Genomic DNA, 20,376 nt, shown 5'->3' with positions numbered 1-20,376 from the left:
CTCGTTCGTGCTCAGGCCGCGGTGCGGCCGTTTGTGGTGATGAAGTCGATCGGCTGGGAGGTGCGGCCCTCCAGGGCGAGGTCCGCGGCGATGTCGCCCATGGCGGGCGAGATCTTGAAGCCCTGGCCGGAGAAGCCGGCCAGCAGGACGATGTCGTCGCAGCCCGGCAGGGGACCGACCAGCGGGCGGGTGCTGTCGGTGTAGCCCTCCATGAAGACGGACAGGCGCACCGGGTCGGGGTTCAGGCCGGGCAGGTGGCGTCGCACCACCGTGGTGAAGGCCTCCAGTTCCGCCGGTGCGACGGTCCGGTTTAGGCGGTTCGGATCGTCCACGGGCTTGTGGTGGGGCTGGGGCAGGCCCAGCTTGACGGCCAGGCCGTCCGGGGACGGGATGCCGTAGAAGGGGATGTCGCCGCAGCGGATGAAGGCGGGACGCTCCGCGTCTGCCGGGTGGTCCTCGTGGGGCAGGAACCAGGCGCTGATCGCGCGGTAGACGCTCACTTCCCACGGCAGGTCGGGCAGCAGGTCGCCCACCCAGGGGCCCGGCGTGACGACCGCGGCGTCGAAGCGCTCGGTGTCGGTGTCGGTGCGGATCTCCACGCCTCCCCCGGCGACGGGAGTGACTTCCCGCACCGGCGCGTAGCGGCGGATCCGGGCACCCAGTTCCTCGGCACGCCGGGCCGCGGTCTGGACCGTCAGCTCGGGGCGGACGAACCCCGCGCGGGAGTCAAGGAGCACCAGGTCGCCGTCGTCGACGCGGAACTGCGGGAAACGCTTCGTCATCGCCTCGGTGTCGATCACCTCGTGGTCGAGGCCGTGTTCGGCGACGCCGTCCATGACGGTACGCATCTCGGGGTCATCGGCCGGTCCCATGACCAGGGCTCCGGTCAGGCGGCGCAGTTCCCGCCCGGTCTCCGCCTGCAACTGCTTCCAGAGGGCGTCGGCGTGCCGGACGAGCGGCACATAGCGGCCGTCGTGGGTCTGCACGCTGCGGAAGACCCGGGTCTCACCGCCTGCGGCACTGCGGTCGTGACCGGGCGCGAACCGGTCGTAGCCGACGACCTCGGCACCCCGGGTGGCCAGCCGCCAGGCGGCCTGGCTGCCCATCGTTCCCACGCCGACCACCGCGACGCGCTTCCTCGCAGCTGACACAGGACTTTCCTTTCGTACCGCCGGGACGCAACTGGGCCCCGAGCATGAGGATGCTTTGTGGCGACTTGGAGGGGCGCCCTTGGGGCCTCAAGGCTCGTGTTCGTCCCGGGTGCGGGGGATCCACCCCGTTCCCGAGCCCCTGTGTCACATTGTGGCATGGTGTGCTATTATCCGGCACAACAATGGCAGCGGCTCAGGGGGGAGTCAAGAAGTCCAGCGGATGGCTGCCTAATCCTGATGTCAGCTGGGCTGGGGCGGGATGTACTGGACAGGAAGGACATGGACGGCCGGGTCGGGAGCCGACAGCCGTCCGCGCAGCTGCCGGTTTTCCAATGTCAGTTGGTTGACCACCCGCACCAGCCCTTCAACATCGGCCCGGAGTTGTTCGAGCTCGGCTTTGTCCTTCTCGCGGAGTTCCTTGAGCCGTACGACCTGTTTGCGGAGCCGAGTCTCGGCGTCGGCGGGTTGTCCGCGCTCTTTGACTTTGGCGTAGAACTCGTTCTTCAGATCGAGGTGGCGCTGGGTGAGGGCGTTGCGGGGACCCCGGCCTCGAGGGCGAGGGCCACGATGGTCAGGGCCCCGTTGGAGCGCTCGGGCTGGCCGGTCAGGATTCGGTCCATGGCGGCGCGGATGCGGTCGCGCTCGTCTGCTGCTCCGCTCACGGTGTGGTGTCCTTCAGGGTGATCCGGGTGCGGTCGTGAGTGTCGGCGATGCCGCGTAGGCGGTCGGCGTGGTCGCGTAGCCGTTCGCTGATCGGCTGGGGCACGTGCGTTGCCTGTTTGTCGAGGGTGTCGGCGCGGTCGCGCAGCGCTGTGGCGTGGTGGTCGGTGCGGACGATGTTGCCGCAGCGGGGCACATAGTGATCGAGCCGTGGGGTATCGCGCATGGCGGTGCGGTGGCACAGGGCCTGTTCCCGCTTGTAGTGGCACAGCAGGAGCGCCTGCGGGTTGTCGTACAGCATGGCGTCGTCGTTGGCGAGGAGGCGGCGGGCGGTGGTGGCGTTGATGAGGGTGCCCTCGAAGCGCGGGGCGCGGGTGGCGGCCTTGATGGCGCGCCGGGCGGCCGGGCCGGAGAGGCCGCCGCCGGACTGGAGGTCGTCGTTGAGGTCGGCGACGGTGTCCGACGGCGCGGACGGTTTCGATGTCGATCAGTTCGTGGATGCCGTCGCGGCTGCGCGCGGCGTAGCCCTCGGAGACCAGTGCGGTGCGTAGGTGGGCGTACTGGATGGCGAGAGCGACGAACCGCCCGGGCGGCGGGCGATGTGCCAGGCCAGGGTGCGGCGGAAGCGCCTTGTGCCGACCGCTCCGTGTGGGTCGGGCGGGATGACCTCGCTGGGCAGGTGGTGGCGGGCGGCTTCGGCGTTGGCCCAGGTGACGAAGTCCTCGATCCGCATGGTAGTAGTACCGGCCCCCGCCGATCCGCCGCACGGGCAGCTCGAACGCCAGCAGCGATCCTCCCTCGCCCTGTCGCCAGATCATCGGGTAGATCTCGCGACGACGCGGTGGGCGTCGTCCGGGCTTCGGCGAGCAGACAGCGACAAGCCCACGCCCAGTCCGCAGCCTTGCACGTCAGGACCACCGAGCAATGGCTGCGCGAGCACCTGGCCCAGGGTGGCGCCTCGCAGCCGTCCCCGTTTGTCCTGGACACGGACGGCACGGTCTATGACCCCGCGCCGCTGACCACCGACATCGACGGCGCGGTCCTGGCCGGCGACGCCGTGGCTGCCGAACCGCTGGTCCTCATGGAGGCCGCGGACACGGTAACGGCCCCCGACGACGCGGTGCTCACTCCGCGCAGCAGCATCAAGACCGACTACGTCGCGAGCGGCCGCACCGGCCGCTACCTGAGCACGCCCGGGGCCTCCGACGACACGCCGTGTCTGTGCGTGGGTGACGTGGTCGAGGCGGAGATCGACCGGCTCGGCCGCCAGCGGCACGGCCTGAGGCAGGTCTGGTGACCGCGCCGGCCCGGCCCTGGTCCACCGCCGAGCGCGGGCCTGTCGTGCGTTGTCGACCGTGGAGTTCCTCCAGTCGCGCTGTTCGCGGGCGAACCACAGGAAGTCGAAGAACGTGCGCAGGTCCCGGGCGTGCGCGGCCATTGTGTTCCGCGGGGAGGACGAAGCCGAGGGTCAGAACGAGGTGCTGGGCTTGGATTCCGTAGGTGATGAGGCGCCTGTTCCACTCGTCTCGACGGCGCTCTCGTCCTCATGCTCGCGGTCCTGATCAGAATGCCGGCGCAGCTTGCTCGTGCCGCAGTCCCTGACTGCGTGCCTTGAGCAGCGTGTCCCGTAGGCGGTTGTGGGTCATGGCAAGGCTGGCGTGCATCGCGCCGCGTGCTACCGAGAGTCCCAGGACCTGGGAGACGGTCATGATCCGGGGGATGGCCGGCAAGGTCTGTTCGAGTCGCTTCCGTACCTCGGGGAGCACCTCGTCGACCAAGGGGCGCAGCCGGCCGACGAAGTAGACGGATTCGGGATCGAGTGTCACGGCGACGATGCTCACGGCGGTCGTGACCGCCGTCGTGAACGCCTTGAGTATCTCCGCACGGGCTCGATGGTCCTGAGACGTCAGCCACAGGTCCTCGACGCGTTCGACGTCCAGTCCGTGGTCACGAGCGAACCTCACAAGCCCTGCGGTGCTCAGCAGCCCGTTGAGGGTGCGGTCGTCGATGCCCGAGGAGAGGGAACCGACGTCGCCGAACGCAGGAGTACGTCCCCGAGCCAGTTCCTGGTCCCTGCAGGTGGCGAAATTCAGGGTGCTGCTGACGCTGAACAGGGCGGCGTTATGGATGCTTGCGTCGTCCGTGAGCACCTGGAGCAAGGATGCGTTCGCGTCACTGTCGAGGGTCACTGGAGCATCGAGGAGTTGTTCGACGGTTCGCTGGAGGTCTCTGCCGGAGAAGATTTTCATCGGATCGGCAGGCCGAAAGACCTCGGCACCGTCGCGGACATGGGCGGGCAGTGCCACGACGACCTGGCGCAGCGGCCCTCGTGCGGGTGCGCTGGTCTGCACGATCAGGTCGACCAGCCACCGGCCGGCAGCGGGAACGTCGTGGTGCTCGGCCGTCGGAACGATCACGTGTCCGATCTCACGGCCGCGTAGGTCGGTGACCAGCACGCCGGTGGTCACGGCGCCGAAGCCGACTCCCACGACGTGTCCGGCCGTCTCGGGCACGTCGAGGTACGTCGACGGACGGCCACGCCCGGCGACGGCGTCGACTCCTCCGTCCACGACGAACCCGTCAGAGCGCAGTTCCTCCACTGCCCGCGACACCGTCGCCTTGCTCAACGCCGTGAGCTCGATGAGCTTGTTCCGGGTCAACGGCGCATGGGCGAGAACCACGTCAAGGACATTTGCCTTGTTGTAGTCGCGCGGTGTGGGGTTGATGCTGCTCACCTCATGACCTTAGCGAGACCATACGCAGCCCGAACCAGTGGTCTCCGCCGGACCTGCCGAGTTGCCCGTGGGCGTCGGCGAAGATGCAGATCCTTGGCTCGCCTGCGTTTGTTCAGCTCCGCCTGCTCCACTCGGGGGGAGAACCTCGTGGCCGTCTCCTGCTGGAGACGGGTTCGCAGCGCTCGGCTCCGTGTTCTCTGTCCTGTGTCGGCTTGGATCAGCAGCCGAGGAGCTTCGGCAGGCCCGACAGGTTGTTCGCACAATGCCGTCGCCGGGGGTGACGATCTCGTCGAGTGAGGCCAGGTCGGCCGTACCGGACGCCGAGGAGTGTCGCCTCAGGGGCGCCGCTCAAGGCGTGTCATCGCGGGTGCCGAGCAAGCGGGCCACGACCTTCTCCATGGCGACGGCCATGGCCCGCTCCACGTTGACCCAGTCGCCTCTGGCGTGCTCAAGCAGGTAGTCGCGACGCTCCGGCACTCGTTCCGCGCGCCAATGGGTGATCAGCGCGCGAAGTGTGAGGCGTGCCAGCGCGGCAACGGGCAGGAGCGGGAGTTCGGTGTCCTTGATCGGCCGGGCCCGCTCGTATCCCGCGACGAAGCTGCATGCCTCACGCCAGGGATCCCGCGGTGTCCGGCCGAGAAGGTTCGCGAGAGACACAGCAGGATCGAAGATCAAAGCGCTGCGCATACTGTCACCGAAGTCGATGACGCCTGTGACGAAGCTGTCCGTCCCCGGATCCACCAGGACGTTGTAGGGGCTGTAGTCACCATGGATCACCTGGGTCTCGAGATCACCCAGCCTCGGAACGATGGCCTCGTGGAAGAGACGGAACACTTCTTGTGCCAGCCGACGGTGCGCGGCGCTGGGCGTGTACTCGATGAGCTCCCGCAGCTGGTCGAAGTGTCGAAGGTCCCACACAAGGCGCCGCTCTTCCGCTGGATGCCTGAATGACCGCAGAGCCAGATCCACTCGCCCGAGCATCTGCCCGGCCTTGGCGAGCTGGTGGGGATCGGGGTTCGTCCGCGCCAGGACGGCACCTTCGACGAAATCGAAGACGCGCAGGACTCGAACCCGGCCGTCCTTCGTTTCGATCGGTACGTTGTCGCTGCCTTCGGTGGTCTCCTTGACTCGCTGGATGGGGAGATGAGGAGCCTCGGTTTCGAGGTGGCGCATCACAGCCGTTTGCAGAGCTACAACAGCCACCGCCTCGTCGGGCGGGGAAACCTTGACGAGATGGTCGGCCGTGCCGGCCCGCAGCCGGAACGTGTCGTCCTTCTCGGTTGCCAGCCGCTCGAGATGTCCGCTCAGCCGGTAGTGCCGGGCGAGGAGAGCGTCCACCACGTTCGTCTCGATGGGCTCGTGGGACGATGCCAGGCCGCTCTCTTCGAACAACTGCTGGGCGATACGTGCGGGGTGCGACGTGTTCACCGTTCGGTCCCTTCGGCTTTCGGCCTGCTAGAGGCGCATCTCGGCGATCTCCGCGAAGGTCTCGAGGAATCGCGTCACGTCGGCCGAGTCGAAGGCCAGCGGCGGTCGGATCTTGAGCACATTGACTGCTTCGCCGGTGCCGCTGATGAGGACGCGACGCTCGCGCATGTCGTTGATGACGTGGTCGGCGCGGACACGATCGGGCTCCAGCGACTCCCGGTCCTTCACGAGTTCGACGCCCACGTACAGACCCCTGCCGCGGACCTCCGCGACGTAGGGAGACTCGCGAGTGATCTCCTCAAGGCCGACCCGAAGCGCCCTGCCGTTGTCGAGAACTCGCTGCTGCACGTTCTCCGCTTCGAAGACGTCCAGAACCGCGGCACCGGCGGCAACCGCGATCGAACTGCCCGCAAAGGTGTTGAAGTAACGGACATTCTGTCCGAACTCGTCGCACACCTCGGGCCTGAACACCACGCCGGAGATCGGCATGCCGTTGCCCATGGGCTTGCCCATCGTGACGATGTCCGGAAGCACCCCATGGCGGCTGAACCCCCACATCGACTCTCCGAGCCGGGCGAATCCCGACTGGACCTCGTCGGCGATGTACACGCCGCCCGCGGCGTGCACCTCCTCGACCATGTCACGCAGGTAACCGACGGGATCGGTGAAGATGCCGTCACTTGAGTGTGCGCAGTCGGTGATCAGCGCCGCGAGCCTGTAGCCGTGGCGTTCGAGGTCGTTGATCGCGCCTCGCACCTGGCTTCGCATGTGGTGGGAAAGCGATGAACCCGGCGGGACGAGTCGTGGATCAGGAGCATCGATGAGCCGCACATTCGGCCCGAGCGGTGACCCTGCGCCGAGCGTCGGCGAGAAGCTCGCAACCTCGCGAGTGAGACCGTGGTAAGCCCAGCGAGTCACGACGATTCCCTCGCCGCCGGTATGGAAGCGAGCCACTCGCATGGCCAGGTCGTTCGCCTCCGACCCGCTGCACGCGAAGCTGACCCTCGAGAGCGCTTCGGGCATGGTCGCGACAAGACGCTCGGCGTAGTCGACGAGTGATTCCTGCACATAGCGTGTGTTGGTGTTGACCGCCGCCATCTGGCGGGACACGGCCTCGACAATGTGCGGGTGTGCGTGACCGACGCACGGCACATTGTTGTAGGCGTCAAGGTAGTCGTTGCCATCCCGGTCGAACAGGTGAGCGCCTCGGCCGGAGACGAACTCGACCGGCTCGCGGTAGTTCAGCGCGTACCCAGGGCCCAGCACGTTGTTTCGCCGCTTGACGGTGGACTGCAATCGTTCAGGCAGTTCCCCGAGCGCTGTGGGGTCGAACCTGTTGGGGTAGTTGGCCAATGCTCGACTCGGCGTGGAAGTCATCAGCAGGTCCCCTCCTTCGTGGCTTGCATCTCGGCGCGGCTGCTTCAGGGGCAGCCTACCAGAGTTCGTTTCAGTTCCAACCTGAAACTTATTAAGAGTGCACGGATGTGTGGCGCGGGTCAGTGGTCTCTTGCCGGAGTCGGCTGAGGATCGCCCCCTTCCTGCTTGGGAGGGGGCGTGTGGGTCGAGGGGTCGGCGGCTGGCGGGGACGCGGGCAGAAGGTGCGTGCCCGATGAGGCTGGCGTAGTGGCGGGGAAAGGTGGCAAGTCGGATGCCGAGGCGGCGCTCAAGGACTACCAACTGGCCGCCGTCCACAGTGGCAAGTGCGTGGACGTCAGCGAGATCTCGACCGCAGCCGGCGCGAAGATCCACCAGTGGACCTGTGACCCGGCGAGCGCGCTGAGCACCAAGAGGAACCAGATCTGGCGCCTCCAGGGCATGGGCTGAGGCGTCCTTCGGGGGTTCCCGGCTGGCCAGGGGGCCCCACCGGACCGACACCACCGTCGCCAGAACCGCGGGCGACAGGCCCGCCCCCACGTCCCGGCACGGGGGCCGGCACAGAACCATCAGCCCCATCCCTGAAGGGACGAAGGCACATGCAAGCAATCGGGCAAAGACGCTCGTCCACGAGACGCGTCCTGCGCGGCGTCACCAAGGCGCTGCTCCCGCTGAACGTCAGCGCCGGTGTCACCACCGTGACGGCGACGCCGGCCTCCGCCGCCACTCCCACCCTCACCGTCGACCTGGGCACCACCACCGGAGCCTTCCGTGGAGGCGCGTCCGGGGCGCTGTACGGCTGTACGGCCCGGGGGTGCCGACAAACAACCTCATCGAGGGGATGGGGCTGAAGACGACCAACACCAAGGATCAGGACGGTCAGCAGCATCCCGGCTCGGACGCCCTGGAGATCGCCGAGCCCTTCGTGGACAGCGGCGGCGGGGACGTCTTCATCTACATGACGGACGTGTACCGCGCCAACTACGGGAGGCTCACCGGCAAGGACTGACGTGACTCACCACCACGACGGCACATGACGGATGACGGGGCATCGGCCCGCCGGGAGAGTCCGGCGGGCCGATGCCGTTCACGTCGGCGCCGCGGTCGGTGGCACTGCGCCGGTAAGGCGATTCCGCCGCCGTAGGCCTGTCGGCCGAAGCATGGCGGCCAGGGCGTCGGTGGAGCTGCCGGACTCTCCCGGCGGGCCGACGCGCCCTCCTTGTGGTACCTGCGAGATCTGCGGGAGCAGGGGCAACGTTCAGGTTCACCATGTCCGTTCACTCGCCGACCTTGCGCATGCCGGATAACAGCCTTCTGGCTGGGCGCGCGTGATGACAGAAAACCGTCATGTCCGGTTCGGCGGTATGACGCGCGGGAAGGACTCTCGCCTTCGGCGAGCACCTCGCCGCGCGCCCACGCATGCTCCTGGCTCGCCGGCTGCCGGCCCCTGCACCGCCCCAGCCCTCATCAGCTACCGCCGACTCGCCAACTGACACGACGTTCAATTCACCGTTTCCCGTCCTCCGGATCAGCGTAAAGCCGAGTCTCTTCACGGGTGGATCGTTCAGCAGATGACAGACGGTCGTTGCGGGACATCAAGAGATGAGTCCCACAACGACCGTCAGCCGGATGGCGATACCGAGGCTACTGCGCCGATGCGGCGGAAGTGGGTGGGCTACCTGGTCTCGAACCGGTCCGGACGCACGAAGTCGAGGCCTTCGATGGTCTGTTTGCCGAGCGCCTCGTGTGCGGCGATGTGGCCGTAGCCGGTCGCCATTTTGAAGCCCTTTCCGGAGAATCCGGTGGCGCAGTAGACCCTGCTGTTCTCATCCATCCAGCCGAGGAGGGGGTGCCTGTCCTCGGTGAAGAGGTCGGGGAAGGCGTCGGAGCGCACGATGGTGGGGGTGAGGCCCGGAAAGAATTCGGTGACGATATCGGTCACCTTCTCGATTTCTTCCCTGGTGAGTTCTCTTGGCACGGAGTCCGGGTCGGGGGTTTCCCTTCCGCGCCCGTCCAGCGGTCCGTCCACCGATGCCTTGACCGTCACACCGTCGACGGCGGGTGCGCCGTACATGGAGCGATCGCCGTGCACCCGGGCGAAGACGGGGAATCTCTCCGGCGAGAACTGTGTGCCGTCCTGGGCGACGAACCAGGTCAGGACGATCCGATGGGTTTCCGTGACGGCCTTGAGGTGGTCGGGCATGAGCCTTCGGGACCAGCCGCCCGAGGCGACGACGACCTTCTCGAACGTCCAGGTTCTGTCGCCCGAGGTGACGACCACGCCCTGGTCGGTTTCGGTGATGCTGTCCACGGGTGTGTTCTGAAGGACGGTGGCGCCGTTCGCCCGGGCCGCCGCGACGGCGGCGCTGACGGCGCGGTCGGTGCGCAGAACGCCGGCGCGGGGGTCGTAGACGGCGCAGTCGTCGGGGCGGAGGTTGTGCTGGGGGTAGCGTTCCGCCATCTCCTCGCGGCTGAGGACGTAGTGCTCGGCTCCGGTGATGCGCGTTGTCTCGAGGAGGCTGTTGATGAAACTGCCGTTCGCCGTCCCGATGGACACGCCCCCGGTAGGGGTAAGGATTTCCTGCCCCGTTTCCGCTTCGAGCTCGGCCCAGAGGCTGCGGGAGCGTTCGATGATGGGGTAGTACTCGGGCCTCCCGAGGTAGACCATGCGGAACAGGCGGGTGTCGCCGCCCACGGCACTGCGGCCGTGGGCGGGGGTGGCGGCCTCGAAGCCCACTACCGAGTCGGACAGCCGGGAGGCCTGCCACAGGGCCATGCTTCCGATGCTGCCCAGGCCGATGACGGCGAGTTCTGCGTCCATGAGAGCAGTTTCCTTTTCGTTTACTCGTGAAGTCCGGCGAGCCTGCTGCCGAATCTGGCCAGGAGTGAGGTCCTGCTGGAGCCCCTGCGCTCTTCCCACTGGTCGGCAATGCCGAAGAGCCGGTACATGGCGTGAACGCCCAGCCAGCGGATGGGTTCCGGTTCCCACTTCCGCGCCCGGTAGCCGACCCAGGGAAGGGTGGTCCGTTCGGTTTCCTTCTCGAAGGCGAGCTCCACGAGAGTCCTGCCGCCGACGTAGGCCGAGGTGACGCCGTGTCCCGCGTAGCCGGTGGACGATCCGATTCCCGATGCCGGGTCCCAGTGCACGCCGCCGTTCCAGTCCCGCGTGACACCCAGGACTCCCGACCAGGCGTGGTCCACCTCGAAGGGAATGCCCGGGAAGAAGGAACTGAGCTTGTGCGAGATCAGGTCGATGGTGGACTGGGCGGTCGCACCGGTTCCCCCCGTGCCGGACCCGAAACGGTAGGGGACACCGCGGCCCCCCATGGCGATACGGCCGTCCGACGTCCGCTGGGCATAGATGAAGGTGTGCGCGGAGTCGTTGAGGCACTGGGGCCCGTCCCAGCCGATCTGCTGCCACGCCTCCTCCGGCAGGGGCCTGGTCACGATCATCGAGGAATTGACCGGGATCAGGGTCCGGCGGCCGAGCAGCTGTCCCGAATAGCCTTCGGTGCAGATGAACGTCTTCGCCGCGGTGACGCGTCCGTTGGCCAGGGTGACGGTCCTGCCCGCGACACTGTCCACTCGGCTGCCCTCGTAGATCCTGACCCCCATGGAGGTCAGGGTGTCGGCGAGGCCGTAGACGAGCTTCGCGGGGTGGAACCGCGCGCAGTGCTGGTAGAAGAGCCCGCCGTGGACGGTGGAGATGTTGATCCGGCTGCGGAACTCCTCCCGGTCGAGCATGTGGACCTCGTCGTCGCTCAGCCCGTACTTCAGGTCGGCGTCACGCCTGGCGACAAGCCGGCCCAGCCCCGCCTCCGTGTGGGCGGCGACGAGCGCGCCGCCCTTGTGCTGATCGGCATCGATGCCCTCGGCCTGGAGGATGTCCAGGACGGCGTCGACGCCGGCGACGAATTCCTGCTGCAGCGCCCGGCTCGCCTCCAGCCCTCCCCCGGCGCGGGCGAAGGTGGCACGGTTTCCCGGAGGCATGGCCGAGAGCCAGCCGCCGTTGCGTCCTGATGCGCCGTAGCCGACCTGTTCGGCCTCGAAGACGGCGACGGAGAGCGACGGTTCGAGCTTCTTGGCGAAGTACGCGGCCCAGAGGCCGGTGTAGCCGCCGCCGACTATGGCCACGTCGACGGAGTGCTGGCCGGTGAAGCGGGGGAATGAGGGCCTCTTGTCGGCCAGCCCGGCCACCCAGAAGCCGAGCTCTCCGTTTCGGGGTGGTGCCGCAAGGGCGTTCATGGTGAGTCCTTCATCTGTCTCTGGGAACTGCGTGGGCCGGTGGTAGAAGGCGGTGAAGCCGCCGCCGACGGGGAGGGGCGCCCCGGTGATGTACGAGGACTCGGACGACGCGAGGAAGAGGACGGCCTCGGCGATCGCCTCGGCGGCACGGCGCGCGACCCCTTCGCGGTCTCCAGCTGGACGCCCCGGCCGACAACGCCCCGACCCGGCAGCTCACCGTCCTTGAACGGCGGCGGGTCGGAGATGCAGGAGCCGGAGCCCACCGCCCGGTGGTCGACGACGTGCGCGTTGCCGACGAGACCGGTGGCTTCGGTCCTCAGTCTCCGCGCGGGCGTCAGGGGCGCGGGAGGCCCAACAGGACGGGGAGGTCGGCGATGTCGGTGATCCGCTCGTAGCCGAGCCAGTGCTCGTCGTGCTCGAAGCCGCGGTCGACGTACACCTTGTTCTCGATGCCCATGATGGCCGCGGAGCGGTGGTCGTACATCGGGCTCGCGGAGACGTGGACGATCTCGTCGGGTGTCACGCCAAGCTTGTCGAACATGTACTCGAACGCGCGGAGTCGCGGCTTGTAGACGCCCATCTCCTCGGCGCTGATGATGACCTCGAAGGGGGCCTTGAGGTTCTCCGCGAGGCGCACGGCATGGGCGGTGTCGCTGTTGGTGATGATGACCAGCGGGACCTCCTCGGCCAGGCGGTTCAGCGCCTCGGTGACACCGGGGTACGGGCCCCAGGTGGGGATGCGCTCGTACACCGCCCGCGCCTCGTCCTCGCGGTACTCGAGACCGACCTTGTTCAGGGCGCGCTCCATGGAACGAGCGACGACCTGGTGGAACGGCTGGTACACGCCCGTGCATTCGTCGATCCGGTACGCCTTGCAGATCCGCAGGTACTCGTCGGCGACCTCGGCCGGCAGTCGGTCGCCCAGGACCTCACGCATCGCGTCGTTGATGCTGAACTTGATCAGCGTTCCATTCATGTCGAACGTCACGAACTTGGGCTTGACGTCGAATCCCACTGGTCCTCCTGGTGCTTCAGCGGAGCGGTCTGATGTTCTGGTCGATTGTCGACCATCTGGAGTCGATTGTCGACCAGATGGTATCGGCTGTCAACAACTTGGCCAGTCGGCGCCTGCCTGCCGTGCCAGGACACCGCCCTCCGGGGCAACCCGGCGGTGGCCGACCAGCCGCTGCGAGGACTCGAGCGGGTTCCCAGGGATCACCGTGCCGGACGGCCGACTTGAGGTGTGGTCCACAACCGCAGCGGTATAGTCGACAAACGACCATGCGGTCGACGAACATCGAGGGAGGGCAACGGGGTGGACCACAAGTTCGAGTGGCAGGAGCAGCGGACGACGACGCCGGAAGGTGTCTACCGCACGCTGCGTGCCGCCATCCTCGATGGGACCGTTCCTCCTGGTGGCCAGCTGCGCGAGGCGCACATCGCCGCGGATCTCGGGATCAGCCGGTCGCCGCTGCGCGAGGCGCTGACCAAGCTGGAGGAGGAGGGGCTCGTCGTCAAGATCCCCTACCGTGGGGCGTTCGTCGTAGAGGTGAGCGCTCGTGAGGTCGCCGAGATCGACTCGGTCCGGCTCCTTGTCGAACCCTACGCCGCCGAGCTCTCGGCCGAAGCGCTACGCGGTCCTGAGCGGCCTCGGTTGCTGCAAACCGTCGAGGATCTCCGCCGGACAATGGAGAAGGGCGACATCCCGGCCAGCATCGACGCGCATCTTCGCTTCCACGGGCTTTTCTACGATCTCTCGGGACACGGCATCCTGCAGAGTCTTTGGAACGGCTGGGAGACCAAGCTGCGCCTCTACCTCAGCGTCGATCACCGTACTTACAGCGACAACCCGCATCAATTGGTCGTCGAGCACGAGAGGTTGGCCGCGGTTGCCCTGGAAGGCGACAGCGACGCGTTCCGCCAGGAACTGGCTGCCCACTTCCCCATGGGGCTGCGGGCCGAGACGCGAGATGAAGGGAACGCACACCCCGGCATGCATGAGCCCATGCCGCCTGCGTGAAGTGTCCAGGCCCCGCTCGCCACCGTGACGCTGCGGGCCCATGCCGAAAGGTCACTCAGGCGTTCCAGCAGCGCGGTGAAGAGGCCGGCGTTCCTCCAGGCCCGCAAGCGCCCGTAGGCGGTCGGCCAGGCCCGAACTCGCCTGGCGTCCAGCGCCACTGCGCGCCTGCCTGGAACCGCCGGACCACACCCTCGAACTGATCCCGCAGCCGCTCGGGGGAGGGGGCGTACTCTCCTGTCGGCAGGAATGGCGCGACCAACTTCCGTTGCTCGTCGGTGAGTTGCCTCCACGTCACGGTCGGACATCACACAGACCCCGGACGCAGGCGGCGTTGTGCCGGACGTGGACGGGTCCGGTGTGTCGCCACTCGAGGTCGTCGTCGAACTGGGTCTTACCGGCGCTCGGCAGGCTGTCACCGCCAGTCCGGCGGCCTTGATGTTCTTCGCGGCGTTGTGGTCGCGGTCGTGGAGGGTGCCGCAGGCCGTGCAGGTCCATTCCCGCACCGCGGGGAGTCGATCTTCGTGCCGTCGGACAGGACGGCGAAGTGGGTCAGGCCCAGGTCGATGCCGAGGGTACTGTCGGCGGGGTGTGGCTCGCTGAAGCGGGTCCGGTCCTGCTCGGGGTCGGTGTCGATGACGAAGCTGGCGAAGTACCGCCCGGCCGCGTCCCTGATGTCCGTGACGCTGGAGCAGGTGGCGGGCAGCGTGCGTGACCAGCGCACCTTCACCTCGCCGATCTTCGGCAGCAGCAGCCTCCCGGACTCGGTGATCTTCCAGCGCGCGTTCGCGGTGAACCGGACCGACTGCCTTGTGTCCTTGCGGGACTTGAAGCGGGGCGCCCCCACCCGTGGACCTTTGCGCGCTCCGCTCAGGGAGGTGAAGAAGGTGCGGTAGGCGCTGTCGGCGTCCCGCAGTGACTGCTGCAGCACGACCGCCGACACCTCGCGCAGCCAGTGCCGCTCAACGCTCTTCTTCGCCTCGGTCACCAGCGTCCTGGACAGCACCGCCGCGGTGGGAAACGCCTGCCCTGCCGCCCGCGCCCGCTCCCGCGCCACGATCGCGTCGTTGTACACCACCCGCGCACACCCGAACGCCCGGGCCAGCGCGCTGCGCTGAGCCGGTGTCGGGTCGAGACGGAAGGCATACCGAAGCCGCACGATCCGGACGCTAACACCGGCCACTGACAACGCGGGAACGGATCAGCCCGATCCGGCTTCGCCGGAACGATGCGGCGACGCTCCGCCTCGCCATGTCCAGTTTCGCTTCACCACCGGCGTGAACGCCAACGCACCGCGAATGAGTCCCGGTAGCGGATCGAGCTGCACGCGGCTGCAGAGCGTGCTGAGCCTGAAGTGTGTGTTGACAGTCCTCAACAGGCAGCCATATGGTCGACAAACGACAATGCGATGGCAGTTTTAAGCCATCATGCGGCGTTTCTCCGCCACTGTTACTCGAGAGGAGAACCGAGTACAGATGATCAAGATGAGTCCGAAGCGGGTTCTCGTGGCCAGCTGCGAGGGTCTGCGCCCTGTGCCGTCCGTGGCGGTGGCGCGGTGAGCACGCCCGTGGCTTCGACAGCGAGCACCGGCTCGGCTTCCGACCGGCTCAAGGCTCTGGGTCTGGCCCTTCCCGAGCTCCGTGACAACCCGTACTACGTGCACCACCGGAGTGTGGATTCCAGCATCTACATCTCGGGTCAACTGCCTTACAAGGACGGTTGGCTGCTGGGGCAGGGCATCGTCGGCCGAGACGTCGACCTGGAGACGGCGCGGGAGCTCGCGCGCCATGCCGCGCTCAACGCACTCGCCGCCGCTGTGCAGGCGGTGGGCGAGCTGGACCGGGTCCGGATCGTGCAGATGCTGGTCTTCGTGGCCAGTACGCCGGACTTCGGTGAGCAGTCGACCGTCGCCAGCGCGGCCAGTGACCTGCTCATCGAGGTGTTGGGCGAGAACGGACGGCATGCCCGTACCGCGATCGGAGTCGCCGGGCTACCGCTCAACAGCCCGGTCGAGATCCAGATGGTCTGCACCGCGGTGTAGAGCGGACGCAGCGGCGCTGACCGCGAGCGCGCGACGGTGCGAGCCGCGCTCGTGCGGCAGCAGGGGGTCGGCACCCGCGCCCCGGATCATTCCAGGCAGAACCACAAGGAGGGCAGCGTGAACCGGCTGCAACGAGTACTCGACGCTCTGGTCGAGCGGATCGACACCCCCGCGCCGATCGTGCTGGTCGACGTCATGCAGGGCAACATCGAGCGCGTACAGGGCTTCGCCGACCAGCGCAACCTCAAGGTCAGGCCGCACGTCAAGACGCACAAGTGCGTGGAGATCGGGCGACGCCAGATCGAGGCCGGCGCGGTCGGGATCACCGCGGGAAACGTCGGTGAGGCCGAGGTCTTCGCCGCGGCCGGGTTCGACGACATCTTCCTCGCCTACCCGATCTGGGCCGTGGGAACGAAGCGAGCCCGGATCCGCCGACTCGCCGAGTCCGCCCGGCTGCGGATCGGCGTCGACAACGTCGCGTCGATCGAGGCCCTCGCCGACGCGATGGGAGGCGAACCGGACCGGCTGCAGGTCGTGATCGAGGTCGACTGCGGCGCCCGTCGTTCCGGGGCGCCGCCCGAGGCTGCGGGCGATCTCGCGCTCGCCGCCCGCAAGCGCGGTCTCGTACCGGTGGGCGTCTTCACCTATCCCGGTCACGGCGGCGCCGGTCGGGACGCCCGCCGACGCGCCGCGGAGGACCAGGAGACCGCGCTCACCACGGCGGTACGCAGCCTCGCCGGTGTCGGGGTCACCGCTGAGGTGGTCAGCGCCGGCTCCACTCCCACCCTCGAATTCTCCACCAGCGGCGTGATCACCGAGATCCGTCCCGGCGAGTACGTCTTCGGCGATCTGAACAACGCCCGGCTGGGCTCCTGCACGGACGACCAGATCGCGTTGTTCGTCGCCGGCACAGTGGTCAGCGACTGGGTCCCCGACCAGGTCATCCTCGATGTGGGCACCAAAGCACTCAGCCGTGAAGGCAGCCCCGAGATCGGCTACGGCCGCATCGCCGGCACGAAGGCGGTCCTGGCCAAGCTCAACGAGTACCACGGATTCCTCCCGTTGCCGGACGACGAGTTCCGCCCCAGCGTCGGCACCGTCGTACCGGTGGTGCCGAACCACGTATGCCCCGTCGTCCTCGGTTTCGAGGAACTGATCGTCACCGACAGCACGGGCACGTCACTGCAGCGCTGGCCGGTCGACGCCCGCGGATTCCTCAACTGACCTGCACCGGGACGAGATTCGCGCAGCCCAGCACGTAACCTACCGACCTCCCCCGCAAAGGAGTGCCTGACATGAGACTCAAGAACGTCACGGCCCTGGTGACAGGCGCCAGCAGTGGAATCGGGGAGGCAGTGAGTTCCCACTTCCGCCGCGAGGGGGCGCGGCTGCTGCTCACCGGCCGCCGAGAGCGGCTCGACAGCGCCGAGCCCGACGACCTGTACGTTCCCGGAGACCTCAATGACGAGACGTTTGTGGAGCACCTGGCCAAGCAGGCCGCCGAGACCCTCGGCACCGTCGACGTCGTCGTCCTCAACCACGGCCTGCAGGCTGCCAGTCCGCTCACCGAGATGGCCTACGACGACGCGAGGAACGTGCTCGAGAGCAACCTGCTCAGCGCGTTCCTGGTGATGAAGCACTTCGCGCCGCTGATGCCCGAGACGGGAGGCTCGTTCGTCTGCGTCGGTTCACGGCTGGGCATGGTCGGCAAGCCGGGGGAGGTCCTGTACTCCGCCGCCAAGGGAGGCCTCATCATGCTCGCCAAGGGCGCGGCGATCGAATGGGCGCCACGCAACATCCGCGTCAACGTCGTCGCTCCGGGGCTGACCGCCACGCCGGTTATCGAAGCGTCGATCCAGCGCAGGCCCGACCCGGAGGCCTATCGTCGCGAGCGCGAGAGCCAGATCCCGCTCCAGCGCCTCGCCACGCCGGAAGAGGTCGCCGACGCGGTGCTCTTCTTCGCATCGTCGGAGTCGTCGTACGTGACGGGAGCGGTCCTGACCGTCGACGGCGGGTACACCGCCTTCTGAAACCTGCCGCGCTTCACCAACGTCGCCGAGGACGGTCTCCACCTGCTCGCCGAGCCGATCGTCTTCGAGACCTCTCGCGAAACTACCTGCTGAGCAAGGTCACCTGGGCCGATGGAACGGTCGGCACGTGCCCTCAGCCGCAGGCCCGGCTCCGCCTCATCCCTTACGAGTGCCTTCATGCTGCGGCTCTGGTGAGCACCGCCGCCACTCTGCTGTACAACGCCTGCGACGGTTCCGGCTGCCCACCGCCCCTCACCCGGTCCTCCGGTCGGCGTCGCCCGGACAACAAGGTCGTCGGGGACTTCGGTCCACGGCGAACACGCGCCCAGAAGCGGCGACCGGCAACCCAAGCGGGCAACGCTTCGGTCCGCGTTCGCCGCCCTGCACGACCCCACACCTCCCCGCCCTGCGAGGCAAAGCCCCCGCACAGCTGGTCCCACGCGTCCCTAGATGAGGAGATTTGTCATGAGTGATGCCCAGATCGGTCGTAGAGCGCTCCTGCGCGGAGCAGGCGGCCTGGCCGCCCTCGCCGCTCTTCCCTCCCTCGCCGCCTGTGGCACCGGCACGAGCCGTTCTTCGTCCGTGGGCGGCAAGGGCTCCAAGACGGTGGTCGTCCGCGACAGTGGCGGTTCCTACGGCGCGGCCCTCCAGAAGGCGATCTACACGCCGTTCACGCAGGAGACCGGGATCTCCGTCAAGGTGCTCAACCTGGACGATGCTCCGCTGCTGGCGCAGATCAAGCAGGGCCGTCCGCAGTGCGACCTCATCAACAACTCGATGATGTCCCACCTGAAGTACGTGGCGCAGAACGCCCTGGAGACGCTGGATCCCGACCGGATCAAGAGCCTGAAGAGCGCGCAGATCCCCGAGAACCAGATCACCCGGCATGCCATCGGCCACAGCTTCTACGGTCAGTGCATCGCCTACCGTACGGATGCGTTCGGCGGCAAGAAGCCGCAGTCGTGGGCGGACTTCTGGGACACCAAGGCGTTCAAGGGTGACCGGGCGATGGTCCACCCGGACGGTGACCTGCCGGAGCTGGAGTTTGCGCTGCTGGCCGACGGCGTTGCCATGGACAAGCTGTACCCGCTGGATGTGGACCGGGCTTTCAAGGTGCTGACCCGGCTGCGGCCCGACATCAAGAAGTTCTGGGACAGCGGCCCGCTGCCGGGCGTGCTGCTGAGCCGCCAGGAGGTGACCATGTCCACCGTCTGGGACGGCCGGCTCGCCGATCTGCAGAAGCAGGGTGTGCCGGTGGAGCGGCAGCTGAACGGTATGCGCCGTCAGTTCTCGGGTTATGCCATCGCCAAGGGCGCGGCCAACGTGGACAACGCCTACCAGCTGATGGACTTCTCCCTGCGGGCGGAGAGCCAGGCGAATCTGGCGAAGGCCTTCCCCTCGAACCCGTCGTCGCCGGTGGCCTACGCCAAGCTCACCGAGGACCAGCGCAACGCGCTCGCCGGTGCGCCGCAGTACTACGACAAGGGTTTCGATGCGGATGTCGACTGGTGGCTGAAGAACGAAGCGGCCGTCACCAAGCGCTGGCTGGAGTGGGCTCGTGGCTGAATTCGGTGTCGCCACACCGTCCGTCGAGGTGGCCGGCGGCAAGCCGGCCACCGCGACCGGCAAGGCGCTGTCGGTGGTGGCTCTGCGCAAGACCTACGGCGACGTCGTCGCCGTCGACGAGGCGTCCATGGAGATCGCGGCGGGGGAGTTCGTCACCTTCCTCGGCTCCTCGGGGTCGGGCAAGACCACGACCCTGATGATGATCGCCGGGTTCTGCGAACCCGACTCCGGCACCATCACGGTCGGCGGCCGGGACGTCACCCGGCTGGCGCCGCAGAAGCGGGGCCTGGGTTTCGTCTTCCAGCAGTACCTGCTGTTCCCGCACATGACGGTCAGTGAGAACGTCGCCTTCCCGCTCACCCTGCGCGGGGTGGGCAAGGACGAGATCCGCCGCCGGGTGGGGGAGACGCTGGAGATCGCGGGCCTGTCCGGGTTCGGCGGGCGCAAGCCGCGTGAGCTGTCCGGTGGTCAGCAGCAGCGTGTCGCCCTGTGCCGGGCGCTGGTCTACCGCCCGCCGGTCATCCTGATGGACGAGCCGCTGGGCGCATTGGACAAGAAGCTGCGCGACCAGCTCCAGGTCGAGATCAAGACCATCCAGCAGGAACTCGGTCTGACCGTCATCTATGTGACGCACGATCAGGAGGAAGCGCTGGTCATGTCGGACCGTATCGCGGTGATGCGCAACGGTCTGATCGAGCAGTTCGACACGCCGAGGGAGTTGTTCGAGCGTCCGAGGACGCCCTTCGTCGCGGACTTCCTGGGCGCGGCCAACTTCCTGCCCGGCCGCATCGAGCAGCACGACGGCGAACACACCCTGGTCCGCCTCGACAGGAGTGGTGGCCTGCTGAAGGCACGCCGCCACGACCTCGCCTCCGGCACCCAGGTCAAGGTCGCCGTCCAGCCGGGCCGACTGCGGGCCTGTGCCACCGACGACGGCTTCTGTACCGGCACGGTGGAGACCGCCACGTACGTGGGCACCCTGGTCCGCGCGGGCGTACGCATGGACGGTAAGGAGGCGCCGCTGCTGCGCCTGGAGGTTCCGGCCGGCCGGGGTCCCGTCGCCGGCGAGCGGGTCGGGATCACCGCCGACCCCGACGACGTCAACCTCTTCGCCGAACAGGGAGGGTGA

At 67.8% G+C, this 20,376-nt stretch carries 18 protein-coding genes and 4 pseudogenes; 10 read left to right on the top strand and 12 right to left on the bottom strand.

Annotated features, from left to right (window positions below):
- Positions 1–11: 11 nt before the first annotated feature.
- The 4 genes from solA (ABZO29_RS02435) to ABZO29_RS02420 all read right to left on the bottom strand — a co-directional run bounded on the left by solA (ABZO29_RS02435) (position 12) and on the right by ABZO29_RS02420 (position 2,544).
- Positions 12–1,151, bottom strand: a complete 1,140-nt coding sequence (gene solA, locus ABZO29_RS02435) for an N-methyl-L-tryptophan oxidase (RefSeq protein WP_367318449.1) — start codon at positions 1,149–1,151, stop codon at positions 12–14.
- A gap of 503 nt (positions 1,152–1,654) precedes the next feature.
- Positions 1,655–1,813: a hypothetical protein gene (locus tag ABZO29_RS02430; protein WP_367318448.1), complete on the bottom strand. Its 159-nt coding sequence runs from the start codon at positions 1,811–1,813 to the stop codon at positions 1,655–1,657.
- Positions 1,810–2,112, bottom strand: coding sequence for a hypothetical protein (locus tag ABZO29_RS02425; RefSeq protein WP_367318447.1), 303 nt, complete (start codon positions 2,110–2,112; stop codon positions 1,810–1,812). Before ABZO29_RS02425 ends, ABZO29_RS02430 begins: the two co-directional genes overlap by 4 nt.
- Positions 2,113–2,298: 186 nt before the next feature.
- Positions 2,299–2,544 (bottom strand): hypothetical protein, encoded by a 246-nt coding sequence (locus ABZO29_RS02420; protein ID WP_367318446.1) that lies wholly within the window; start codon positions 2,542–2,544, stop codon positions 2,299–2,301.
- A 168-nt stretch (positions 2,545–2,712) separates the two neighbouring features.
- On the opposite strand from ABZO29_RS02420, the gene ABZO29_RS02415 reads away from it, so the two are divergent.
- On the top strand, positions 2,713–3,108 hold the full coding sequence (locus tag ABZO29_RS02415; RefSeq protein WP_367318445.1) for a hypothetical protein: 396 nt from the start codon (positions 2,713–2,715) through the stop codon (positions 3,106–3,108).
- Between the two features lie 265 nt (positions 3,109–3,373).
- On the opposite strand, the gene ABZO29_RS02410 is transcribed toward ABZO29_RS02415, so the two are convergent.
- From ABZO29_RS02410 to ABZO29_RS02400, 3 genes are all read right to left on the bottom strand, one after another.
- The gene (locus tag ABZO29_RS02410; RefSeq protein ID WP_367318444.1) at positions 3,374–4,546 is read right to left on the bottom strand and encodes an ROK family transcriptional regulator; all 1,173 of its coding nucleotides are present in this window, start codon (positions 4,544–4,546) and stop codon (positions 3,374–3,376) included.
- 348 nt (positions 4,547–4,894) lie between these two features.
- Positions 4,895–5,974, bottom strand: a complete 1,080-nt coding sequence (locus ABZO29_RS02405; RefSeq protein WP_367318443.1) for a phosphotransferase — start codon at positions 5,972–5,974, stop codon at positions 4,895–4,897.
- A gap of 27 nt (positions 5,975–6,001) precedes the next feature.
- Entirely contained in the window at positions 6,002–7,351 is a 1,350-nt protein-coding gene (locus ABZO29_RS02400) for an aspartate aminotransferase family protein (RefSeq protein WP_367318442.1), read from the bottom strand.
- Between the two features lie 246 nt (positions 7,352–7,597).
- On the opposite strand from ABZO29_RS02400, the gene ABZO29_RS02395 reads away from it, so the two are divergent.
- Both ABZO29_RS02395 and ABZO29_RS02390 read left to right on the top strand, forming a co-directional pair.
- A complete protein-coding gene (locus ABZO29_RS02395; RefSeq protein WP_367318441.1) occupies positions 7,598–7,798 on the top strand; it encodes an RICIN domain-containing protein in 201 nt (66 codons plus the stop codon).
- Between the two features lie 149 nt (positions 7,799–7,947).
- Positions 7,948–8,324 (top strand): annotated as a pseudogene (locus ABZO29_RS02390) (ricin-type beta-trefoil lectin domain protein); the annotation flags it as partial.
- Between the two features lie 699 nt (positions 8,325–9,023).
- Here the strand turns inward: ABZO29_RS02390 and solA (ABZO29_RS02385) are convergent.
- The 3 genes from solA (ABZO29_RS02385) to ABZO29_RS02375 form a co-directional block, all read right to left on the bottom strand.
- Positions 9,024–10,169 (bottom strand): N-methyl-L-tryptophan oxidase, encoded by a 1,146-nt coding sequence (gene solA, locus ABZO29_RS02385; RefSeq protein WP_367318440.1) that lies wholly within the window; start codon positions 10,167–10,169, stop codon positions 9,024–9,026.
- Between the two features lie 20 nt (positions 10,170–10,189).
- Positions 10,190–11,593 carry an NAD(P)/FAD-dependent oxidoreductase gene (locus ABZO29_RS02380; RefSeq protein WP_367318439.1) on the bottom strand — a complete coding sequence of 468 codons (1,404 nt, stop codon included), beginning with the start codon at positions 11,591–11,593 and terminating at the stop codon, positions 10,190–10,192.
- A 334-nt stretch (positions 11,594–11,927) separates the two neighbouring features.
- The gene (locus ABZO29_RS02375; RefSeq protein WP_367318438.1) at positions 11,928–12,608 is read right to left on the bottom strand and encodes a haloacid dehalogenase type II; all 681 of its coding nucleotides are present in this window, start codon (positions 12,606–12,608) and stop codon (positions 11,928–11,930) included.
- 300 nt (positions 12,609–12,908) lie between these two features.
- Between ABZO29_RS02375 and ABZO29_RS02370 the strand changes: the two genes are divergently transcribed.
- Positions 12,909–13,613 (top strand): GntR family transcriptional regulator, encoded by a 705-nt coding sequence (locus tag ABZO29_RS02370; protein WP_367318437.1) that lies wholly within the window; start codon positions 12,909–12,911, stop codon positions 13,611–13,613.
- Positions 13,614–13,669: 56 nt separating this feature from the next.
- Here the strand turns inward: ABZO29_RS02370 and ABZO29_RS02365 are convergent.
- Both ABZO29_RS02365 and ABZO29_RS02360 read right to left on the bottom strand, forming a co-directional pair.
- A pseudogene (locus tag ABZO29_RS02365) lies at positions 13,670–13,908 on the bottom strand (transposase); the annotation flags it as partial.
- A gap of 267 nt (positions 13,909–14,175) precedes the next feature.
- Positions 14,176–14,769 (bottom strand): annotated as a pseudogene (locus tag ABZO29_RS02360) (RNA-guided endonuclease InsQ/TnpB family protein); the annotation flags it as partial.
- A 408-nt stretch (positions 14,770–15,177) separates the two neighbouring features.
- On the opposite strand from ABZO29_RS02360, the gene ABZO29_RS02355 reads away from it, so the two are divergent.
- The 6 genes and pseudogenes from ABZO29_RS02355 to ABZO29_RS02330 all read left to right on the top strand — a co-directional run bounded on the left by ABZO29_RS02355 (position 15,178) and on the right by ABZO29_RS02330 (position 20,376).
- A complete protein-coding gene (locus ABZO29_RS02355) occupies positions 15,178–15,651 on the top strand; it encodes a RidA family protein (protein WP_367318436.1) in 474 nt (157 codons plus the stop codon).
- Between the two features lie 117 nt (positions 15,652–15,768).
- Positions 15,769–16,875 carry an alanine racemase gene (locus tag ABZO29_RS02350; protein ID WP_367318435.1) on the top strand — a complete coding sequence of 369 codons (1,107 nt, stop codon included), beginning with the start codon at positions 15,769–15,771 and terminating at the stop codon, positions 16,873–16,875.
- Positions 16,876–16,946: 71 nt separating this feature from the next.
- Positions 16,947–17,681, top strand: a complete 735-nt coding sequence (locus ABZO29_RS02345; protein ID WP_367318434.1) for an SDR family NAD(P)-dependent oxidoreductase — start codon at positions 16,947–16,949, stop codon at positions 17,679–17,681.
- A gap of 260 nt (positions 17,682–17,941) precedes the next feature.
- A pseudogene (locus tag ABZO29_RS02340) lies at positions 17,942–18,074 on the top strand (IS110 family transposase); the annotation flags it as partial.
- A gap of 72 nt (positions 18,075–18,146) precedes the next feature.
- Complete coding sequence (locus tag ABZO29_RS02335; RefSeq protein WP_367318433.1) at positions 18,147–19,247, top strand: ABC transporter substrate-binding protein; 1,101 nt, start codon at positions 18,147–18,149, stop codon at positions 19,245–19,247.
- On the top strand, positions 19,240–20,376 hold the full coding sequence (locus ABZO29_RS02330; protein WP_367318432.1) for an ABC transporter ATP-binding protein: 1,137 nt from the start codon (positions 19,240–19,242) through the stop codon (positions 20,374–20,376). The genes ABZO29_RS02335 and ABZO29_RS02330 overlap by 8 nt, the downstream gene beginning before the upstream one ends.

This window comes from Streptomyces sp. HUAS ZL42, assembly GCF_040782645.1.
In the GTDB taxonomy this organism is placed as follows: Bacteria; Actinomycetota; Actinomycetes; order Streptomycetales; family Streptomycetaceae; genus Streptomyces.
The sequence above is the reverse complement of the archived record's forward strand: the minus strand, read 5'-3'. Positions and strand labels throughout refer to the sequence as shown.